The organism is Flavilitoribacter nigricans DSM 23189 = NBRC 102662, assembly GCF_002646595.1.
GTDB classification, from domain to species: Bacteria; Bacteroidota; Bacteroidia; order Chitinophagales; family Saprospiraceae; genus Flavilitoribacter; species Flavilitoribacter nigricans.
In genome coordinates this window covers 135,859-155,095 of the sequence record NZ_PDUD01000021.1, presented here as the reverse complement: position 1 = coordinate 155,095, position 19,237 = coordinate 135,859, and the positions used below count along the sequence as shown (strand labels likewise).

Annotated in this window: 14 protein-coding genes; 4 read left to right on the top strand and 10 right to left on the bottom strand. The window is 48.2% G+C overall.

The genetic code is table 11. The annotated features are described in order from the left end of the window. Positions 1-240: 240 nt before the first annotated feature. On the top strand, positions 241-483 hold the full coding sequence (locus CRP01_RS15985; protein WP_099151074.1) for a beta/alpha barrel domain-containing protein: 243 nt from the start codon (positions 241-243) through the stop codon (positions 481-483). A gap of 405 nt (positions 484-888) precedes the next feature. Here CRP01_RS15985 and CRP01_RS42990 read toward each other — a convergent pair whose 3' ends face one another. The 6 genes from CRP01_RS42990 to CRP01_RS15950 form a co-directional block, all read right to left on the bottom strand. Continuing rightward, the gene (locus CRP01_RS42990; RefSeq protein ID WP_099151072.1) at positions 889-3,618 is read right to left on the bottom strand and encodes an SUMF1/EgtB/PvdO family nonheme iron enzyme; all 2,730 of its coding nucleotides are present in this window, start codon (positions 3,616-3,618) and stop codon (positions 889-891) included. Further along, a complete protein-coding gene (locus CRP01_RS15970) occupies positions 3,615-4,757 on the bottom strand; it encodes an SIR2 family protein (protein ID WP_099151071.1) in 1,143 nt (380 codons plus the stop codon). Before CRP01_RS15970 ends, CRP01_RS42990 begins: the two co-directional genes overlap by 4 nt. Positions 4,758-5,130: 373 nt before the next feature. Beyond that, positions 5,131-6,534, bottom strand: coding sequence for a tRNA uridine-5-carboxymethylaminomethyl(34) synthesis GTPase MnmE (gene mnmE / locus CRP01_RS15965; protein WP_099151070.1), 1,404 nt, complete (start codon positions 6,532-6,534; stop codon positions 5,131-5,133). Positions 6,535-6,590: 56 nt separating this feature from the next. Beyond that, entirely contained in the window at positions 6,591-8,003 is a 1,413-nt protein-coding gene (gene gndA / locus CRP01_RS15960) for an NADP-dependent phosphogluconate dehydrogenase (protein ID WP_099151069.1), read from the bottom strand. A gap of 129 nt (positions 8,004-8,132) precedes the next feature. After that, the gene (locus tag CRP01_RS15955; RefSeq protein ID WP_099151068.1) at positions 8,133-10,253 is read right to left on the bottom strand and encodes an alginate lyase family protein; all 2,121 of its coding nucleotides are present in this window, start codon (positions 10,251-10,253) and stop codon (positions 8,133-8,135) included. A 139-nt stretch (positions 10,254-10,392) separates the two neighbouring features. Continuing rightward, on the bottom strand, positions 10,393-10,848 hold the full coding sequence (locus CRP01_RS15950; RefSeq protein WP_099151067.1) for an RpiB/LacA/LacB family sugar-phosphate isomerase: 456 nt from the start codon (positions 10,846-10,848) through the stop codon (positions 10,393-10,395). Between the two features lie 112 nt (positions 10,849-10,960). On the opposite strand from CRP01_RS15950, the gene zwf reads away from it, so the two are divergent. Together zwf and pgl are read left to right on the top strand one after the other, a co-directional pair. Beyond that, positions 10,961-12,475, top strand: a complete 1,515-nt coding sequence (gene zwf / locus CRP01_RS15945; protein ID WP_099151066.1) for a glucose-6-phosphate dehydrogenase — start codon at positions 10,961-10,963, stop codon at positions 12,473-12,475. Beyond that, positions 12,475-13,191, top strand: a complete 717-nt coding sequence (pgl, locus tag CRP01_RS15940; RefSeq protein ID WP_099151065.1) for a 6-phosphogluconolactonase — start codon at positions 12,475-12,477, stop codon at positions 13,189-13,191. The genes zwf and pgl overlap by 1 nt, the downstream gene beginning before the upstream one ends. Positions 13,192-13,336: 145 nt before the next feature. Here the strand turns inward: pgl and CRP01_RS42315 are convergent, their stop codons facing one another. The 4 genes from CRP01_RS42315 to CRP01_RS15925 all read right to left on the bottom strand — a co-directional run bounded on the left by CRP01_RS42315 (position 13,337) and on the right by CRP01_RS15925 (position 18,445). After that, a complete protein-coding gene (locus CRP01_RS42315) occupies positions 13,337-13,492 on the bottom strand; it encodes a hypothetical protein (RefSeq protein WP_170110394.1) in 156 nt (51 codons plus the stop codon). Positions 13,493-13,538: 46 nt separating this feature from the next. Then, positions 13,539-13,820, bottom strand: a complete 282-nt coding sequence (locus tag CRP01_RS15935) for a 4a-hydroxytetrahydrobiopterin dehydratase (RefSeq protein WP_394337764.1) — start codon at positions 13,818-13,820, stop codon at positions 13,539-13,541. A 61-nt stretch (positions 13,821-13,881) separates the two neighbouring features. Continuing rightward, a complete protein-coding gene (locus CRP01_RS15930) occupies positions 13,882-15,783 on the bottom strand; it encodes a DUF3857 domain-containing transglutaminase family protein (protein WP_099151064.1) in 1,902 nt (633 codons plus the stop codon). A 40-nt stretch (positions 15,784-15,823) separates the two neighbouring features. Continuing rightward, positions 15,824-18,445 carry a DUF5686 and carboxypeptidase regulatory-like domain-containing protein gene (locus CRP01_RS15925; RefSeq protein ID WP_170110393.1) on the bottom strand — a complete coding sequence of 874 codons (2,622 nt, stop codon included), beginning with the start codon at positions 18,443-18,445 and terminating at the stop codon, positions 15,824-15,826. A gap of 401 nt (positions 18,446-18,846) precedes the next feature. Here CRP01_RS15925 and CRP01_RS15920 point away from each other — a divergent pair, with 401 nt between their 5' ends. Then, the gene (locus CRP01_RS15920) at positions 18,847-19,185 is read left to right on the top strand and encodes a hypothetical protein (RefSeq protein WP_143473406.1); all 339 of its coding nucleotides are present in this window, start codon (positions 18,847-18,849) and stop codon (positions 19,183-19,185) included. Positions 19,186-19,237 lie beyond the last annotated feature (52 nt).

Below are 19,237 nucleotides of genomic sequence, written 5' to 3'. Positions count from 1 at the left end.
AGGAAGGAAATTGCTGAAGGTATAGAAGACGCTGGTTAGATCGCGGATACTAAAGAAAGAATGATTGCCCAAAATCCAATTGTCGAAATAGATAATATCGACGATTACTAACTTTCCTAGTTTACCCGCACTATAATGGTCGACGGTCAAATAGCAACCCACTCATTTGCCATTAATGATAATGATTCCTGGGAATTGATCTGAGAGAAATTTTTAAGGCCTCTGCCAGGAAAATAAAATATGAACTGGCAAGAATCTATTAAAGCACCGGATCGCACCGGTACCCTGGTTCTCGAAAACGCTATGAAAGAAATCCAATGGTATCCAGATTTTATCGATCTCTTTATCGAAGGACGTCCGGCTATAACCACTCAAGGAACTATAAGAACGCTAAAGCTGTTTGGGATTTCAAACATCCTTAATGTATCTTTCACTATTTCCGGTAATCTTAAAGAAGACTTAACCCCAATCCATGCCCATTAAAAGATCCGAAATAAGGGTTGATCCCTTGAAATTAATACATTATTTTGGATGTAATACATTTTATAGCGAAAAACAATCAGGGATACTCGTCGATATACACCTAGTAAATTGATCTGCTCGCTCAGCGCTTTCTTGATCATCTCACGTCGATCTTGCATGATTTGATGATTATTGTTGAGCACAAACTGCCGACTATAGTCTTTTACACTTGTTATTTTGCTTGCCATAGTAAATCTTGCCATTCTTGGCTATCTTTATTTGGCAACTCGGACATCAGATCTTCTTTTTAAAGTTTCGTCGCTTCAAAAATAATTACCTCTTACGTTTGCCAGATTTTTTTGCCCTTATCCTCACATATTTATTACCACCGATTTTTCTTCAGCCATAAAATTCTGATTAAACGTTTTAATTGCTATAGCGTAAACTTTGAGAAACACGGAAGCCATAAGCATCGCGTCGAAGATCTGGAACATCTCCAGAGCGAGTTAGCACTCCACAGAAATAATTATCGTCGCCCCAAGAACCTCCACGCAGGATGCGATATAATCCACTTTCCAAATTAACAAAAGCGTTTATTTCTCCAGTAGGGTAAGCCTCACTCCACCCCCAACACCATTCTAGGACATTGCCACTCATGTCAAATATTCCCAATGAATTAGGTAGCTTTTCACCAACTGGATGGGTTCGATAAACTCCAAAAACATTATCACTATTACCGTTATACCATCCCACCAATCCCAACGAATCGCTTCCACTGTATTTAAAGGAATCTTGCATAATACCACCTCTAGAGGCATATTCCCATTCAATTTCTGTTGGAAGTCGGAATCCATTGGCAGACCAATTAGGTAAAAGATTCCAATCAATCTCCTCCTTATTAAGATCGTTAGGGTCCTGAGGGATACTGTCTAATCCGTAAATCGTTTTTAAACTCCTTTGCTTACTTAACCAATTCGCATACGCTACAGCATCATACCAGCTAACATTTACTACCGGATTATTACCTGATTTTCCCCAAGTAGGCTTTTCCATTTGATATCCTGTAGCTTCAACAAATAAAGAAAATTGCCAAGCCGTAGTTTCTGTACGCGCGATCAAGAAATCGTTTACTGTAACCAATGAATATTTTGAGGTATCACAATCTCCGTCCAATAATCCTAAACAGAAAATACCACCTTTTACTTTAACCATTTGTGGGTAATAACGCCTTTCCAATTCTGCAAATCGCTCTGGTTTAAAACGATTAATCTGATTCCTGAACCAATTCAACGTATCTATTCCACTTAAAGAAGATAGACTATGGCTTTCAGAAAGATTTAGAGTTGAATCAAGAATATTCCAAGCTCGATCAAATTTTCCAGATTCTGCAAACACATATGCCATTTCTAGCAATTGGTCCGTTATGTCTGCCGACTTTTCTCGCACATGCATTTTAGTTGCATCATATAATTTTTCAAGTGCTGTTTCATAATCCAAACGAAAGATCTCTGCAACAGCATCTTCTATTAAATTATCAACTATTAAGGAGGAAGTTCTTTTTACATCAATAAGTGCTAATTGTGCGCGGAGCGCTTGTCTATCTGCCCGTCGTTTTTCCTGACTAGCTCGTTTGGAGGCCTGCCGGGCACTATCTCTTTGTAAAGTTGCAGTAATAGAGAGGCCATCTGCTCTTTCTTTTTCCTTTTCTGCTTCTTCTCTTCTTTGATCACTTTCTGTTTGGGAAATTAGGGCTTTTTCTTCTGCTACTTCCGCATTTTTCTTCTGACGCAATGCCCAAAGCAAAGCTGCTAGTGCTAATAAAGCTAGTGTTCCTGCGAATGTTGCAAACAACCACGCACTTCTTCTCTTCCTTTCTTCTTCCTCTAATCTTTGCATTTGCGCTTTCAGTGCCTTAGCTTCAGCTACTCTCTTTTCTTCATCTCGTCTCTTTTGTTTAGACTCTAATACTGGATTCACAAGTGTATCGTGGCTTAATTCATAAGTATAGCCACCTCGTGGTGCTGGCTCCATACGCAACAAATGACTGTCCACAAGTTTTTGAAGAAGGCCAGGTGGTACTCTAAAAAGGGCTGTTATTTGTCCTTCATGTAATGTTAGTCTTTGTTGCTCTTCTTCTAATACTAATCCTTCTTCAATCAGCCTACGAGCAGCTAGCTGCTCAAATTTGCTACCTACTGAAGCTATTTTATCGTGATAATAATGGGCAATTATTTGCTTAAGATTTCCTATATCCTGAATATCCAATTCATTTAAAAATTCCCGACTTACCTTTTCTTCAAATGCCTGACACAAGATTTGTAATTGAATTCCCTCAACTCTTCCGACATCATCTTTGAGAAAATTCAATATTTGATTCATTGCTAGTTCTGTATATGAAAAAGGAGGGCTAATAAAATCCCCTAATTCGGCTGCAGGTAATAAGATGGCCTCTCTAGCAGACTCTGGACTAAGTGCCCGTAATTCGTAGTTATTTCTTAGTATAGCAGGCAAATAACTAGAAAGGCGATCTAGTAAGTGCATGCGGTCGGACCGAATTGCAATGACAGCTTTGATCCTAAGTGGTTTAAGTATACGTAACTCTTCTTCCTCCGTTAATAATTTGTTATCCTGCAGCGCCATCACTTCTAGCATTTGTTCGTAACGCTGCGGCAGGCGAGCTCGTAGCAATTCGGCCATTTGTTTCTGAAAATCCTGCACCTGTGGTTCTGGATAACTAAATAGCTCCTCGAACTGGTCAAAGAATAGGACTAATTGTTCCGCTGTGACATTTAGCATCCTAGACTTAGCGTGATACCATAATGACCCTTCAATAGGAATAATCTTGTCCAGTATAGTATTATTCGAACGATTTTCACGCAAAAATCGTGAGACTACCTCATTAGGTGAAACAACACTCCTTTCAGTCCAGGCTCCAAATCGGATGATTAGTGGTTGGTAAATACTCGATGCAGAGAGCATAGGCATTAATCCTGCATTAATTAAAGAACTTTTCCCCAATCCAGATTTACCATAGATTACAACTAATTGCTCTAATTCAATAAATCGGGTAAGTAGTATAATGTCTTCTCTTCGGCCAAAAAAGATATTCTGTTGATCAGTTGTAAACGGCCGTGCTCCAGGGTAGCGGTTTTTCATGAGCCCAAGCAGTTTTCGGTTTGAGAAATAAGGCTAATCAGGGCAAATAGAACTTGGTTTAATTCGATACGATCCTGCTCGGAGGCCATTCTACCAATTATTTTTTGATTCAGATGTCGAAAATTGCGTTCTTGTAGAATTAGTTCATCACGCAAGTGATTACATTTAGGTCCATGTGACTCTAAGATTTCCTTCAAGCTTACAATAGCTGGCAATATTTTATTTTCTGCGATTAAGGATCTTACCTTACGTATCTTGTCACGAAAATTCGTATTAGAAAATTCCACTTCCGGTAGAATTCGTAATAAACCTTTTGCATTGCAATGCATATGTAGTTCATTGATAAATCCAATTGGATTGTTAGGAACGAATTCGATATTAAATTCTTGTTCAAAAAGCCTTTTAAGCTGCTGTTTCATCTTTATTGTTGGATGGCTAGCGTAGCGTTCGAGACGGACCAGTTCCGGAGCGTGTAATGAAAGGACGCGCAACAACAATTGTAAATACCATTTTTCGTATTGGAGTCCTAGGAAAATATAGCTATGGGCCTGTTTAAGTTGTTGCCTCAATTCCGGTTGCATACTTTTCCCTGCAAAAATAGAATTCAGATAATCGAATAGATCATTGTGAGTAAGTACTAAGCTATCGTACTCCTCAATATATCCTAGCATGTTGTAAATTAATGGACGTTTAGCACTGGGTTGTATAAACTCCTGAGGTTTTTGATTTTTATTATAGAAGTCATGTTGGTAAGGCAATCGTAACTGGTCAAAGGTCCGTGCTAACAATCCATCAGGAGTCAAAGTAAAGATGATATGAAATGGAATCCGGGCTATTTTAGCAAGTACTTCATCTGCCAAAATTAGTGGTTCCTGAAAAAAACGTCTGATTCGCCTAATCACTTTTCGCTTAAAATGATCTTCTCTGAAAAGAAAAAAACCATCGTCTTCGTAAAATGTCCGAATGTAAGGATGTTCCGGGTGATTTACTTCTAATTCTTCGTAAAGCTGACTTTCTAACATTCTTCCATCAGTAGTACGGAAAACTCCTGGCCCGAGAAATAGAATACATTTTTCTTCTTGCAGTGCGTCAAGAATATCTTCCCAATCGAAGGTGCTTACTGAGGTCGTTACTTCCATAAATAATAGGTAACTTGGCTTTACAATTAGCAATAATTTTTAACCTGCAATTTTAATCCTTAGCTTCATTGTGAATGTAATTATGGAATATCCATCAAACTAGCATAATAGAAGTTCGCCATAAGAGCAATCATTATGCTTTCAATAAACATTGAATTTTGGACCACAGGAACTTTATGCATAAAGATGAAATATAATAGAAAAATTTTAATCTTTGAAAAAGAGATTTCTTTACAACCGTGCAGACACATCTAAATTTTGAGAACTTATTTTCTATAATAATCTAACGACATGACACAAATGATAAAATCGTGTTTTTTATAATTGAGTAACATCACAAATCGTACTGGCGAGCACTGGCAATTTCACCAATCTACTTCCCAATACAAAACCTGCTAAAAATATTCCCCAACAAATCATCCGTACTCACCTCCCCGGTAATTTCCCCGAGATAAGACAATGCCCGCCGGATATCCATAGCGATAAAATCCGAGGTGATCTGTTGATTCATTCCGTTGAGGACGTCGGTGAGGCTAGTGTAGGCCTTCTCTAAGGCCTCAAAGTGGCGGGCGTTGCTGATGATGGTTTCGTCAGAGCCCACTTTTTCGGAAAGTACGGCCTGGTAGAGGACTTCTTTGAGGTGAGGGATATTCATACTCTCTTTGGCGACGATAGGCACCCACTGAAGGTCGGCAAAGCGTGCTTCGCTGGCGGGAAAATAATGTTCGCGTTTGGTGTAGGGATTCAGATCCATTTTATTGGCAACAACAACGGGATAGACATTGCTGTGGATCAGCCGGTCCAGATCGGTGCGGACTTCTTCGGGTGAGGTGCGGATGACGTCGAAAACGTAGATGAGCAGGCTGCTCTGACGTACTTTTTCCAGGGTTTTTTCCACCCCGATCGCTTCGATCTGATCCTGGGCATCGCGGATGCCGGCTGTATCGACGATACGGAACAGGACGCCGTCGATATTGAGCACTTCTTCAATGGTGTCACGGGTAGTGCCGGCGATCTCGCTGACGATGGCCCGTTCTTCGTTGAGCAGAGCGTTGAGCAGGGTGCTTTTCCCAGCATTGGGTCTACCGGCAATGACCGTGGTGACGCCCTGTTTGATGGCGTTCCCCAGTCGGAAGGAATCGAGGAGTTGGCGGATTAGGCGCTGGATCTTTTCAACTAGTACCCGCAATTCACCGCGGTTGGCGAATTCGACATCTTCCTCCGCGAAATCCAGTTCCAGTTCGATGAGGCTGGCGAAATCGATGAGTTGCTGCCGGAGTTCGGCAATTTCCTGCGAAATACCGCCCCGCATTTGCTGCAGCGCCAGATCGTGGGAGCGCTCCGAATCCGAAGCAATGAGATCGGCAACGGCTTCGGCCTGACTGAGATCCATCCGTCCGTTCAGAAAAGCCCGCAGGGTAAATTCACCGGCCTGCGCCAGGCGGGCGCCTTTTTTAATGAATAAACGAATCAGTTCCTGAATGATGTAGTTAGAACCGTGGCAGGAAACCTCTACTACATTTTCTCCGGTATAGGAAGTCGGAGCGACGAAGAGAGTAACGAGTACCTCATCAATGATCCTTTCTCCTTCACCCCGAATAGTCCCGAAATGCACGGTATGGCTCTTCTGTTGCAGCAAATCCTTTCCAGGGAAAACACCATTCACAATTTCGATCGCCTTCGGGCCCGACAGGCGGATCACCCCAATTGCCCCCACACCCGGCGGTGTAGCCAGGGCAACTATTGTGTCGCGTAGATCCAGAGCAGAATAAGCCATTACCTAATAATCATTGATCCAAAATCAAATAATCGCATCATCAACAAATCATATCATCAACTCCCCCACTCCGTGTGAAAAATACCTTCCCGGTCGAGCCGCTCGTAGGTATGGGAGCCGAAGAAATCCCGCTGGGCCTGCACTAAATTCAACGGCAGGCGCTCACTGCGATAAGCATCAAAATAATTAAGCGTAGAAGATAAGGTCAGCGTCGGAATACCCGCATCGATAGCTTTTTTCAATACACTGCGGGTAGCCTCTTCGGTGGCGGCCAGTTCGTCCTTGAATTCATTGGACAACAGCATATTGGTCAGATCCGGCTGAGCCCGGTATACCTTGCGGATATCTTCCAGCAAAGCCGCCCGGATGATACAGCCACCCCGCCAGATACGGGCAATGGCTTCCATATCGCAACCATAATCGTGCTCTTTGGAGGCATCATCCAGCAGACTCAAACCCTGGGCGTAAGTGATGATAAAGGCAAAGTAAAGTGCCTGCTCCACCTCACTGACGATGGTCCCTTTTTCTACACTTTTGATCTTCCGATCGGAAGGATAGTGGGCAGCAGCCCGGGAACGTTCGTCCTTCAGAGCCGATAGGCCACGCATGGTCACCGCCGCATCGATGGTTGGAATGGGAATACCCAGGTCCATCGCATTTTGGGAAGTCCATTTGCCGGTGCCTTTTTGCTTGGCCTTATCCAGAATGCCATCCACCAGATCACCGTCAGTCAGATCATCTTTTTGCGCAAAGATGGCTGCGGTGATCTCGATCAGGAAGGACTGCAGGCGTCCTTCGTTCCAGCGGGCAAAAGTGCGGTGCAACTCTTCGTTGGTCAGTCCACCTAATTTTTTCAACAGGTCGTACGCCTCGGCTATAAGTTGCATCAAACCGTATTCTATGCCATTGTGCACCATTTTCACATAGTGGCCGGCGGCACCGCGGCCCATATGGGCCACACAGGGTTCTCCATTGACTTTGGCGGCAACGGCTTCCAGCACCGGCCGGATGTGTTCGTAAGCTTTAGGATTTCCACCCGGCATAATACTCGGTCCGCGGCGGGCGCCTTCTGCACCGCCCGATACCCCGGCTCCGACGAAGTAGAAGCCTTTTTCCTGGAGTTCTTTATTGCGGCGTTCGGTATCGGGGAAGTGAGAATTCCCACCATCGATGATCATATCACCCTGATCCAGGTGCGGCAGCAGGCTGTTGATCACCGAATCTACCACTTTACCGGCCGGCACCAGGAGCATGATCCGTCGCGGGGTTTTCAGACCGGCTACAAATTCTTCCGTGGAGGTCGTCCCCTTTACCGTACGTCCGGCCCCTTCCTCATCGAGTGCTTTCGCTTTTTCAGCGTCCAGGTCCAGGCCCAGGGCCGAAAAACCGTGGTCGGCGACATTCAATAAAAAATTGCGGCCCATTACCCCGAGGCCCACCATTCCAAAGTCGAATTTGTTCGTATCCATGATGTGTGTTTTAATATCAATCTCAACACCGATTTCAGTGGCAGGAAGGTATTGTGATTGTTATTGCCATTGAAATTGCTATTGATGTAATCTTATCGGTCAATGTAACAACTGACTACTGATAACAGGTCACTGCCCGCTTACGTTGAGTCGATCCAGATCTTTATCTCTGGGCAGGGTGATTACGACCGGATCGTGACCCGCTTCGGTCACGGTGATCACTACTACTTCGGCCTTTTCCTCGATTTTCGCATCTACAGCCCCTACCAGACCGTCTTTCGGTACCAAAACCCAGGCAAATGTAGCAGATTGCTCAATACTTGTGGAATAAACGAGCGTCGGATTGGGCACTTTTTCGCCATAGTTGGCACTATACCATCCCTGGATATGGGGTTTTTCCTGCCCTTTGATAATTTTCGGGGCCCAGTTCTCCTTACCGGCGGGAACGATCCGCAGATTAGCTCCATCGGCATTGGTAGATACGGCCTGCAGATCTTCCAGTACAACTTCGCAGCTGGGTGCATAGTGCCACAAGACCTGCAGATCGCGGGGACGATCGGTGGCAAACTTATCCAATACGATCCAGTATTGATCCCGCAGGTACAGCACCGAGCGGCTATGCACCGCCGTGCCTTCCACATTTTCGTAACCTTGCTCGAAACTTCCCGCGGCGTAATCGAGATCCGCCCGGTGAATGTAATCTGTACCAGATTCAAGTGCAGCATCGGCCCGCAGCGCACCCGCATTTTGTCCGTTCCCGTCTACCAGTATGGTATTGTGAGAAAATGAACTGCGGAAATATCCCCGCCACATCGTTGGGTCAAAACTGAAATAATCCCGGTGGGTATACCGTCCGCCATCCACCAGCAGGTCTTTGCCGAAGGCGGTGACCGACAGGTGCAGTTTATCGCGGTGTTGATGGCCGGTGCCGTAGGGGCCCGTATCGAAGAGCGACCAGTGTGCCTTTGCATCCCAGCCGTTGCGCATAATGTGAATTCCCGCCCAGGGGAAAGTAAGTGTTGGCCCGACCTCCGGTCGGACGCCCTTTTCCCCATTTGTAGCGATGTAAACCCAGTCAGTCCGTGCAAATTTTTCCGCCGCGGTAAGCACGCGGGGGCGCAGGTCCTCCAGATCCGAATCATTGTTGAGCGGCTGGTTGCCGTCCGGACGCATTCCGTAGGCCAGATAGTTGTACATCTCTTCCAGTCGCTTGATATACTGATCGGACACCTCCCGCCCGGCCTTACCCAGATTGACAGCAATAGTCTCAAAGCGCCGCAGCGCCACCCACTGGGTTTTGGTAGACACTTCCGTTTGGATGCCGTCCGGATATACCTGCCGGTTGATCTCTTCGGACATTACTCCCAGCGCGTAATCCACCCAATCTTCGGATGAACGAAATTCCGGAAAACCGAGTCCAACCAGCGCCAGACCGTTCATTTCCATGGTCGTCCAGTTATGGCCGCTTTTGTGGTACTGGCGCAGGTAAGCCGCCTGCTCCGCCATACTGGACAGCATCAGTAGTCGGGTCGCCGGGCTAAACGCATCTACTCCCTGAAAGGCGTAAAACAACTGCGGCCAGGCCGAACCCAGGCGACGGCCGGTATCCAGCGTTCGCCATTCCATTTCTCCGATATCCCGGTAATCTATATTGGAAGGAGTCTGCAATACCAGATAGATGGAATCGCCCTCGGCCGGAAGAGGATGGTGCACCACCCAATCCTTGACGATGCGGTCGAATAGTGCCACACTTTCCGCATCTTCAATACTCGCAAAATAAATATATAAGGCCGGTAGGTAAGATTGGGTATTCAAGGAATAGGCGAATTCGGCATCCTGCTCGGGTCCGGTATGATCCCATTGCCAGCCACCGTCTTCGTTCCGGGGAATCCGGTCCTTCACTTCGTGGATGCTTACCGAATCGGCCAGCATCGTCAGGGCTATTGGAAATGCTTCCGCCTGCGACATGGGATCTAAAGCTCCCGCTACCCAATCGCGGTCTAATTGCCGGAAATAGGCGACCAGCGATTCGGCGGCGGCAAGGGTGTCTCCTTCACTGAGTTGTTGTTGTACGGCTGCCAGCTCATCCCGGTCGGTATCCAAAGCGGCAAACAGTGATCGGATCCTTTCGGGATAAACCTCCCAGACTTCGGCCACCGTATCTACACCCGTCCAATCCGACGGATCAGTCGTTCCAACGCACCCCAATAGAATGAATAGTAAAAAACAATAGCAATATCTCAATAACATAGGTCTAGAGTCTACTTGAAAAATAAAATCTCAGTGATAAGACGTATAGTTATTGATTGGAGAGTACAACATCCGGAGGATGATTTCTGTAGAGCTTTACAGGTCCGATCCGCTATCGCGGCACTTTACGCTCATGTCATTACGATTCCCAGTCTTTTTCCAGTTCGGCCACCTTGCCCATGCGGCGCAGTTGCCGTTCTTTACCTTCATAATCGGCGCCAACAAATGCATCGATAATCGCCTTGGCCAGTTCGATCCCGATCACCCGGCCGCCCAGACAGATCATGTTGAGGTTGTCGTGTTCTACACCCTGGTGGGCGGAGTAGGTTTCAGTGATCAGTGCAGCCCGTACGTTCCGAACCTTATTCGCGGCGATGGAAGCGCCTACCCCACTCCCGCAAATTGCCAGTCCGCGCTCCACTTCTTCCCGGCCCACGGCCCGGCTGAGCGGGATCACAAAGTCCGGAAAATCATCATTGGCATCGTAGCTTTCGGCTCCGAAATCGATGACCTCGTGACCAGCCTCCCTTAAATAATCCGCCATTTGATTTTTTAATTCAAAGCCTCCGTGGTCCGCTGCAATGCCAATTTTCATAATTTCTAATTTAAATTTTTATCGGGATACAAGAACAATCGGCACTTACATAACATTCTTATCTTGTGCCGTCGAGCTAAAATACTGAAGTTGAACAATACCCACAAGCTATATGGATCCACATGTATTCGTTATTTTCGGTGCCTCCGGAGACCTTACCCGCCGGAAGCTGATCCCCGCCATTTTCCAATTGTATAAAAACAATTCGCTACCCAAGGACTTTGCTTTACTGGGAGTGAGTCGTACGGAATTCACGGATGAAGCATTCCGGGAGGCCGTCACAACGGACAACAAACACCTTAAGAAAAAAGAAGGGGAAGAGGAGCAACTGAAAGAATTTGCCAAGAGCCTGTTCTACCAGCCGATCGATACCAACGATCCCGAAGATTACGCCAAAGTGAAGGATCGGCTGCACGAAATGGATGATAAATACAATACCCGGGGCAATTATATCTTCTACCTGTCTACGCCTCCGAGTCTGTACGAAACGATACCGGAATACCTGCACCGCCACGATTTGAACGCCAAGAACGGCGGCTGGAAGCGGCTGGTGATCGAAAAACCATTTGGTTACGATGGCAAATCCGCCCGGGAACTCAACCAGATCCTGCTGCAATATTTCGAGGAAGATCAGATCTACCGGATCGATCACTATCTGGGGAAAGAAACGGTGCAGAACCTCTTGGTCACCCGTTTTGCCAACGGTATTTTCGAACCGCTCTGGAACCGGAATTACATCCAGCACGTGCAGATCACCTCGGCCGAAAGCATTGGGGTAGAGAACCGAGGCGGATACTACGACGAATCCGGTGCCCTGCGCGATATGGTCCAGAACCACCTGCTCCAGATCGTAGCCCATATCGGTATGGAGCCGCCCAACACGGCCGATGCCAAAGCCATCCGTAATGAGAAACTGAAATTGTTCCAGTCGATCCGGCTCATCTCCGAGGAGGAAGTGCCGGATTACGTGGTGCGTGGACAGTACATAGCCGCCGAAATGGACGGTAAGGAAGTAAAAGGATACCGCGAAGAGAAAGGCGTGCCGGAGGATTCCCGCACCGAAACCTACGTGGGCATCAAGTTCTTTATCGACAACTGGCGCTGGGCCGGGGTTCCCTTCTATCTCCGTACCGGCAAACGGTTGCCGACCAAAGTAACGGAAGTAGTGGTCACCTTCAAATCACCACCCCATCGCCTGTTCTTCAACGTCAACGAGATCCAGAGTACGCCCAATCAGTTAGTGATCCGGATCCAGCCGCAGGAAGGTCTGGCGCTGCACTTCGGCATGAAAGTACCCGGGGCCGGTTTCCACGTGAAGACGGTAGATATGGATTTCCACTACTCTGATCTTACGGACGCTTACGTGCCCGAAGCCTACGAGCGCCTGATCCTGGATTGTATGAAAGGCGACCCGACGCTTTACGCCATGGGCGACAGTGTGGAAGCGGCCTGGAAATTTATCGACCCGATTATTAACGCTTGGAAAAATAATCCCGATATTACCGTTCACGGTTACCCTTCCGGCACCTGGGGTCCGGCCGCCGCAGAGGACCTGATTGAAGGTGAGGAAGGCTGGCGCAATCCCTGCGAAGAAATTTCAAATTCACAAGAAAACTGCGAATTGTAATGCTACCTGAGGTACATATTTTCCCCGATAATGATGCTGTTGCTGCCGGTTTTGCCGAGTGGCTGGTCAATTGGCTAAAAGGTAAGGGCGAAGTATCCATTGCCCTTTCGGGCGGCAGCACGCCGAAAGTGCTCTTCCGCCTGCTCGCTGAGCAATACGAAGATGCTATTGACTGGAGTAAGGTGCAACTGTACTGGGGAGACGAACGTTGCGTACCTGCCGACGATGAGGATAGCAATTACGGTATGACGCAGGAGCTGCTGCTCAAACATATCGATATTCCTCTCGCTAATATTCACCGGGTGCGCGGTGAGGACGAACCGAGAGAAGAAGCCGTTCGCTACGGAGAGGTCATCGAGGAGGAACTGGAGCTAAAAAAAGGAGTACCGGTCTTTGATCTTATCATTCTGGGGATGGGCTCGGACGGTCATACGGCCTCTATCTTCCCGCACGAAAGTGAGTTACTACTCGCTGAAACCACCTGTGCTGTAGCAACCCATCCGGAAAGCGGACAACAGCGCATTACCCTCACCGGACCGGTGATCAATCAGGCCAAACGGGTAGCCTTTCTGGTGACGGGTGCCAGCAAAACCGATAAAGTCAGACAGATTATTCGGGAAGAGGGTGACTGGTTAAGTTTCCCGGCCGCTCATATCCGGCCTTCGTCCGGTCAGTTGGATTGGTTTTTGGACGAAGCGGCGGCGGCGGAGTTATAGATCAGGACCAGCAGCCAATAAGTGTATCCACAAGCGGATTTGGCCCCCGTTTAAGCATTCTCGAGAGATATTCCAAAAAAAGCTGATATAACTTCCGGTCGGATAGGTGAAAGGTTTCAACCAAACATCCGACCGGAAGCCGCTATTACATAGCGCCGAATGCCAATACCAGATAAGTCAGAAAAAAAGGCAGGGCTAACCAAAACCAGGCCGGAATAACGATCAACAGGCCGATCATCACGGCCAGAGAAATGAAAGTATACAGCCAGTAAGTCTTTGTTTTATCTTGAGTCTGTTCCATTTGTCCGTTATTTAAGCCGCAAAGCTAATAAGTGACTCGCTAATTTTCAATTAAACTTCTGATAAACTTTATCAATGGCCCTGGCCAGCTTGTGATCCTTATCCGTCACTACATCCCCCGCATCGTGGGTATTCAGGTGGATCTCTACGGTATTATACACATTCGACCAATTGGGATGGTGTCCCTGCTGCTCGGCGTGAAAAGCTACTTCGGTCATGAAAGCAAAGGCCTGCACAAAATTTTCAAACTTAAAGGTGGCGGATAACTTATTGTCGGATTCTTTCCACATGGTATTTAATTTTTGACGTTTGGTCCGGGAATTCGGCATCCCCGCTGCTATTACAATAAATATCGCTCCTTATTGTTCGTTCTCCGCCCGGCACCCGCTACTACTCTTTCTTCAACACCATCTGGGCGCCGTCCGCCTTCACCACCTTTTTATAAAAATCCCGAAAATGCGCATACCGGTCGGCAGGCAGACGGCAGGCTTTTATGGTCAATTCCCGGATATAGACAAGCCGGTCACCTTCGATCTGTAAGGAATGCCGGTAGGAACCAAAATCTGCCGTTACGTTCACCTCCGGTTCGGGAGCGCTCTCGACGGTATATCCCTCCGGAAAACTAATGGCTACGGTATCTCTTTCGGTATAACTGCGGGAAATATCCACCGGATAGAGCCGGTGATCATTATTGGGCGGAATGCTCAGCGCCGGACTGATAGATTTGATCGGCACAAAGAGTCGTTTCCCCGCCTTTTGCGCGTAATGGGCCACCTGGGCCGAATAAGCCAGCTGGCTCCGGGGGCGATCCTTATCACAATCCAGCTGGTATTCCTGGAGGCTGAATCCCGCATCATCCTGTTGCCTGAGCAGCCACTTTTTCTGATCTTCCAGGGAAAGCTGATGCTGCAGGCTACGGAAAATTTCGTGATCCGCACCGTAGAAATGACTGCTGACCTCAAGAGATGCCTGCCCGTTCTCACTCAACTGAACGGTAGCCCGGTGGGCCTCGATATTGTCTTCCGGCATTAAAACCGGAGTTCGTTTTAGTGCTCCTCCCTGCGGGGTGATCAGCAGCGCATTCCGGTCGGAGTTCCGCTGACCGATATAACCCGGCGGATAACTGTTGCTCGTACACTCCAGCCAGAGATCATCTCCGGGCACGTAAAGGATCATGTGATTGAAGCGGGGAACCGTAAAATCTTCCTGCACTTCATAGTCGGCATCTCCGTTGTAGATCAGGGCCGGATAGGCCTCTACCCCGGCTACGGACAATACGGCTTTCATATAGTTACTCAGCGCTTTGCAATCACCGTAACGTTTTTCGTTTACGTAGGCGGCATCAAAGGGCTGCCAGCCGCCGATCCCCAATTGTACGCTCACATAGCGCATATTCTCCTGCAGGTAACGGTACAATCGCTGCACCTTTTCCACACTGCTGCCGGCACCGGCAGCCAGGTCACGGATCTCCGTCACTGCGGCTTCCGGCAACTCATCGCGACCGTCAAACAAGTTACCCATAAAGTGGCCGTACGCCTCCCAACTGGCCATGCTGCCCTCGTATTTGCCCCACTGAAAGTTATCCGGTGAGGTGATCACTACCGGCAGGATCTGCGTTCTGGGCGGCAGGTAGGATTCAGGACGCAGGGCTTTCAACTGCTCTACTTCCCAGGTATAGATCTCCCGGTTTTTATCCGCCACCCGCCGGGCTTCCAGGTCGATGTTCAGGATCTGCTGGTGGAAGGCCATCCCGGCGGGCAGGTCCAGGACCAGTTTACCGTGCTCGACGGCGGTGCCGAACTGTTGAATATACCAGGTCGGATAGGTACAATAACGGTGACCGGCCACCCGCATTTCGTATTCTACCTCTACCGTATAGGGATATTGGCTGTGCCGGATCTCCAATACCTGCATCCGGTCGTCCTGATAGATGGAGAAATCCGCTACGGCACTGTAATCCTTGATCTCATCCTTGTCTATTTTGCGCACCAGGTTGCCCAGTGCATCGTAGAGATTGGCTTTAAAACGGCGGATCTTGGAATCTTCGTCGTAAAAAACGACCTCGCGGTGGGCATCGCTTTTATCGTTTAGTACACTCACTACTTTGCGGTAAGTGAGACTGCCCGAATGCAGGGATTCCACCCGAAATTCGGTCAGCTCTTCCCGGACCACCTCGTTCGCATAGGTCAGCAGGCTGTCCGGGATCTGGGAAATGGGATAAAAAAGATCGGCCTGAGCAGTCAGTGCTGAGCAGAAAAAGCTCAGCACTGAGTAGAGTAAAATTTTTTTCATCAGATAACGCTTGTAGGTTTAATTTTCCTACAAAGGTACGTTACTCGATGGTAATGAAACCCAAATTGGAAGCGATCCCAAAGAGAATGCCCCAATCCTGGTACTTCCCGTTCTGGAAAGAAGCGGCCAGTTCGATGCGGAAAACGCGGAAAATGTTATCCAGGGAATATCCCAACTCGAAGTAGTTCTTAGAGGTGGGCGCGGCCAGATAATTGACGAATACATTTTCCTTGATCCCCATCAGCCACACTTCCGGAATCTGGGTAAACAATAATTTCCGGAACTGGTAGTGCACATGGGCGCTCAGATACTTGTCGGCCGTACTGTGCCGGTAATATTCCAGCAAACGGAAACTACCCACCGGATCCGAAGTAGTCAGCACCAGCTGGTTTCCTTTGAAGTGTTTGTAATCGGCAAAACCCAGCGCTTCGTTATTGAGGAAAATCCCCGTATTGATCTTAAAATCGATCAGGCCGCGGGCACCCGCCCGGAATTTGTGCTGAATGGTGAAATCGAGCAGATCGTAATTGACCTCACTGTCCAGCAATCCGGCGACTCCCTTGCGGTAATTCAGGGCCAGACGCGGCGAGGTATTGTCGATCGGCTGCCGTTTGCCGTTGTACAAACGATATTTCTGCCACGGGCGCGCTTCGAGCCCCAGGGAAAAGTAAAATGCCTTTTCGGAATCCGGGAAAGGATAGTCCACTTCTTCGTTGGCCGGAATATTGGAAGCGTAAGTGCGATCATCGCGATTGAACCAGGTCTGGGTTGTCACATTTTCCAGCTTATACCGCTGGGCCCATTCCACGTATCCGTTCAGTTTAAAATTTTCGGCCAGTCCCCGTTCGAAACTGAACCGACCGTAGTCCTTTTCGAGGATACGCAGATAGTTTCGCTCACTCAGCAGATTGGCGAAGGTGTTGAATAATTCGCTGATTGGTTTCTCCTGATTGTATTGCTGGATATAACGACCGCCCTCCAGTTGCAGGGTCGTTCGTTGGTAGCGTTTGCCGTACGACAGCTCCATGGTTCCCTTGCCCGTAAATTTCTTCCGGGCAAACGCGTAGCGGGGTGTGTAAGTAAGCTTGAAAGGCTTTTCCGCCCGGTTGGCGTAGGTCAGATTGGTGCTGACATTGAAGCCCTCCGCGGGGTTAAAATTCAGGTGGAGCAGGGGCGATTCGTAGATCAGGCGGCTTTTTTTGCCCACCTTATAGGAATCACCCAGCAGAAGATCACTTATGTTGAACGCCCGTGACCGGCGACCGTTCCCACCGATGGTATTGGTGGCCTGTTGTACGGTGTCCGCCCGGGCGAGGCTGTCTTCAGCGGCGTAGCCGCGCACCTCGTAGGCCGTGAGGGGTACTGGCCGAATCTCGGCCCAGTATAAAGAGTCCCGCTTGCGGGCCATTGTATCGACGGAATATTCCCGGTTGACTACCACTTCGGGTTCCGGATCTTCCTTGCGCTCTTCTTTTTCGTATTCCCGGATGAGTCGGCGCAGATCCTTCCGGGTAAGTTCTTCTCCACTCGCCAGTTTTTCCTGTGCGCTGGAAGATCTGGGGTTATCTTTTACCTGCGCTTCCAGCTCTTTGGCCAGTTCCTTTTCGAGTTTTTCGTCGATCACGTCAAAATCCACATCCAGATCGGGGTTGAGCGTGATCTCGTAATCACTCACGGTGGCCAGGTATTTATATTCAAATGCAAATCCGAGGATCTTGCCCTCTACGTCGAAGCGATGACTTACCGGCAACCATACTTTCTCGGCGATCGGAGCGTAGGTCTGGTTCACCAGGAAGCCGATCCCGAATTTATAGGTCTTGAGCGACAGGCTGTGGATACTCCAAAGGTCCTCTACAATGAAGATGGTCCCCTCGAATACATTCTCTCCCCGGCTGCGCGGGATCACCTGAATGCGGTTTACGCCGTAGCCGCGGTCCATAAAAAAGCCGTCCAGCTTAAATTTGTAATAACCGAAAGCCTTGGGAGATAATGGGGAAATGGCCTCCGCGATCTCCGGCTCGTAGAAACTGCCGTTGATGAATGAGCCGGGACTCGAACCATTGTCCTCTCCCTGGCTGTAGATGGAGATCACCCGTTCGCGAAAGGTATTCGGCCGTTCGTATTCGATGATACTGACGGATTCACTGGTGAAGGCCTTGGTACTGTCGATGCCTTCTTTTTTCAGTTCTTTTCTCAGGAAGAATGGCGCTTTGATCAGCCGGCCGGAACCTTTTACGTACACCTGGGCTTTGTAGGCATCCAGTTGCTGGCGGTGGTAACTGGCTTTGGCGATGGCCTTCCTCATTACGGTATAGGCCGGGTCTTCACTCCCCTCTATGACATCGACCGTCTTGAGCTCTAGGGCCTGTTGCTCCATGGTGACGTTCAATTCGCGGATCCGGTCTCCAACGGAGATCTTTTCCACCTTGCTTTCGTAACCCAGGAACTGAAACACCAACGTATAATTTCCGGGGTCGAGCCGCAATTCGTAGAAACCTTCCACGTTAGTAATAGTCCCGCTGCCGGTTTCCTGCACGAAAATGCTGGCAAACTCCAGCGGATTGCCGTCGCTGTCGCGTACATAACCGCTCACCCCACCGGCAAAGGCCATGGAAGCGGAGATCAGTGTAAAAATGAAGGATAGTAGTAGAGTGCGATTCATAGGTAGATTTTTAGTCATCTGTCGATGATCACAGGTGAGCGGTCATCCAATGCCGTAAGACCCACCCGAATTGTGGGATTCATCCGGCTGATAAACTACTGGCCTGCGATTACCTTTCTGACGGTAAAGATTAAACATCCGTTGCTAAGGGGATAAAAAATTAGGCAAAACGGTTGGTATTTTTCTACGAATGGAGCCGGATTTAACCTGAATTAACAGGCTTTACCGGGGCTTTAACTTTTTGGTGCCGCCACAACTGCCCGATTAATCATCTTTATTATGATCGTCCCGGGCTCCAGAGTGGGTGTTGCTGCATCCGTTGCACCATCCGATCCTTCCCGACCGGGTTCATCAGATGAACAAAAAAATACGTATCTTACACCTCCTTAATTCACAATATTATGTCTTTACGATTAAGATTTTTTAAATTGCCCAAGCACAGTGTGTATAGCTACAAACCGCGCTACTGGGACCCTGAAAAAGAAGACCTGGACGAGCGCCTGAAGCGGGTGGAAGACCTGAAGAACGGCAGCGTGGATGCCGCAAAGTCGCGCATCGCCGGAGGGTTTAAAAAGGGTGGATTTAGAAAAGGGAACGGAACCTGGAATACACAATACCGACGCAAACAAGTGGCCCGCTCGAATTACATTTTGCTGATCACTTTCGTCGTTTTAGGCTTATTGACATTCTACTTCCTTTCCCGCTACATGCCGAGTTTGGCTAACCTGTTAGGTAATTAATATTTCGCGGTTGACGGTCCGGGAGGTTTGGCGACAAAATGCCATCCGGCCC